Genomic DNA, 2303 nt, shown 5'->3' with positions numbered 1-2303 from the left:
CTCGTAGTGGCCAAAAAGCTGAGCCGGGCCCGTGAGCCCGGGCCTCACCACGTGCCGACGGGTGAATTCGGGGCAGGACTCCACTATCCTGGCCACCAGCTCCGGGCGCTCGGGCCTGGGCCCCACAAAGCTCATGTGCCCAAGCAGAATGTTGACCAGTTGGGGCAGTTCGTCGAGAGCGGTAGCGCGCAGCAGGCGCCCCACGCGCGTGACGCGGGGATCCTCCCGGGAAGCCCAAACGGGGCCGGTCATCCCTTCCGCATCGCGCACCATGGATCTGAATTTGTGCAGAGGGAAAACACGCCCGTCGCGCCCCATTCTGGTCTGGACATACAGAACGGGGCGGCCGTCTTCGAGGATGATAGCGAGAGACACAAGGAGCCAGATCGGCGCAGAGATCAGTAACCCCAGCAGCGACAACATGAGATCCATAACCCTCTTCGCCGCCGAGCGCGCGTAGGGCGATAATACCGCTGGACGCCCCTCCGTCCTCAGGGCCGAAGGTGCCGCAATGCTGACCGCAGCCGCTTGCTCATGGGAAGCTACCGACTCGTGCATGTGGCTACCTCCGCCGTAGACCCCAAAGCCTTCACACTTGTCACGCACCCGGTGCACTGACAACCGCGGACACTGGTTCCCATGGGTAATCGGCAATGAGCCGGGCCACCTTACCATAAGTATTTGCAAGGCCAAGGTAGTGCCGCTGCCGCAAGGACCAACTCAAACCTCTTACCCGGGGTTGCTCCGCGTCAATCTCCCAGGGATGCAAGTAGAACAGGAATACGCCGCGTTGCCCCAAGATCCGGTTGACCCCCCACCGATACACGCCATAGGGGACAGCCCGGAAATAGCCTCCGCCCCCCCAGGGTATTCTGAGGGGCCCGACGTCAAGGGTTGGCACCAGGATCTCGACCAAGCCATCATGAGTGCGTCCAACTCCTGAGTGGAGGGCGGATTCCACCTCCCGGGGACGAAAGTAGCGGTCATGGAGGCTGGAGGGAAAGACACTTGAATCGTAACGATAACCCTCTTCCCACAAGATCCGTAGACCACGGTCGGTAAGCGAGAAGCTAGGAGCTCGATACCCTACAACGCTGTCCCCAATGAGATCTTCCAGCAACCATTTAGCCCTTCGCACGTCCTCGCGAAACGCCTCTTCGGACTGCCGGTAGACCAGTTCGTGGGAATACCCGTGGCTGGCCACCTCGTGGCCCCTCTTTGCGATTTCCTTGACCAAGCCCGGAACCTTGTGCGCCACCCATCCCAGTACGAAGAACGTGGCCTTGCGCCCGAAACAATCCAAAAGGTCAAGGATCCGAGCCGTATTCTGGATCACCCTCAGTTCGCAGTCGTCCCATGATTCGCGGGGTATCGCACCCCTGAGGTTCTCGACCTGGAACCAGTCCTCCACGTCAAAACTGAGCAGGCATCGCCTCACAGGAGACGGTACCCCCTCTGTCTGAGGACCCGTACGTGCTCTGGGCGCGGAAACGAAAAGTAGGAGCCCCGGCCCTCAACAGGTCGCAGGGTCACCGTCCCGTCCCGGATCTGAGACAACGCCGCAAGGACTGCGTCAGCTGCGGCTTCCTTACAACGCGTCATCACGGCATCGAGGCTGTCCCCTTCGCACACGGGAACTTCCACCTGCAGGAGCACGTCGCCGCGGTCAAGCCGCTCATCCATGCGGTGTACAGTGACGCCCACGGTTCGGTCTCCGTGGTACAGAGCCCAAAATACCGGCATCATCCCTCGGTATTGAGGAAGCTTGGCACTGTGCACATTGAGGCAGCCCCAGTTGGGTAACCTTAGCAGATGTTCACCAAATAGCTGGGGAGCGGCCACCGACAGTATCACGTCGGGGTCGTACGCAGCCACCTGCCTGGCAAAGGTCGGACTGTTAACATCAGAAACCTCTAATACTGGTATGCCGTACCTTTTCGCAATGGCGCGAACAGAATGGGCACGCAAGCGCAACCGATCTCCCGCCAGGCGGACGGCGTACTGCACGCCTCTTCTGACAAAGTCTACCGGGCCGTAGAAACGGTACATCCGCCGGACCAGTTCCGAAGGCGACTCCCGGAAGGGACGCATGACGTATATGGCCTGAACCTGGTATTGTTTCAGGTCGAGGGCACCTAAGAACCGGGAGAAGAAGACCGGCACGTAAAAAGGATCATCCTGAGTTATCACGACAAGCCTCATGCGCGCACCAACTCAGAGAAAAGCTTCTCGTACTGACCGATGCAACCCTCCCGGGAGAAATGACGTTCTGCGTAAGCCCTCCCCCTGGCACCCATCTCTTC

Annotated in this window: 3 protein-coding genes; all 3 read right to left on the bottom strand. The window is 60.1% G+C overall.

The genetic code is table 11. The annotated features are described in order from the left end of the window. Positions 1 to 432, bottom strand: a 432-nt coding sequence (locus AB1609_21615; protein MEW6049034.1) for a sugar transferase, incomplete at its 3' end; no start/stop codon positions are given. Between the two features lie 166 nt (positions 433 to 598). Next, the gene (locus AB1609_21610) at positions 599 to 1438 is read right to left on the bottom strand and encodes an XrtA system polysaccharide deacetylase (protein MEW6049033.1); all 840 of its coding nucleotides are present in this window, start codon (positions 1436 to 1438) and stop codon (positions 599 to 601) included. Next, positions 1435 to 2202, bottom strand: coding sequence for a formyltransferase family protein (locus AB1609_21605; GenBank protein ID MEW6049032.1), 768 nt, complete (start codon positions 2200 to 2202; stop codon positions 1435 to 1437). The genes AB1609_21610 and AB1609_21605 overlap by 4 nt, the downstream gene beginning before the upstream one ends. Positions 2203 to 2303 lie beyond the last annotated feature (101 nt).

This window comes from Bacillota bacterium (genome assembly GCA_040754675.1).
Classification (GTDB): Bacteria; Bacillota; Limnochordia; order Limnochordales; family Geochordaceae; genus Geochorda.
This window is presented reverse-complemented; position numbering and strand designations above follow the sequence as displayed.

Coding starts and splice junctions, on each gene's coding strand:
- AB1609_21605 (MEW6049032.1), bottom strand. CDS start 2,202: ATGAGGCTTGTCGTGATAACTCAGGATGATCCTTTTTACGTGCCGGTC.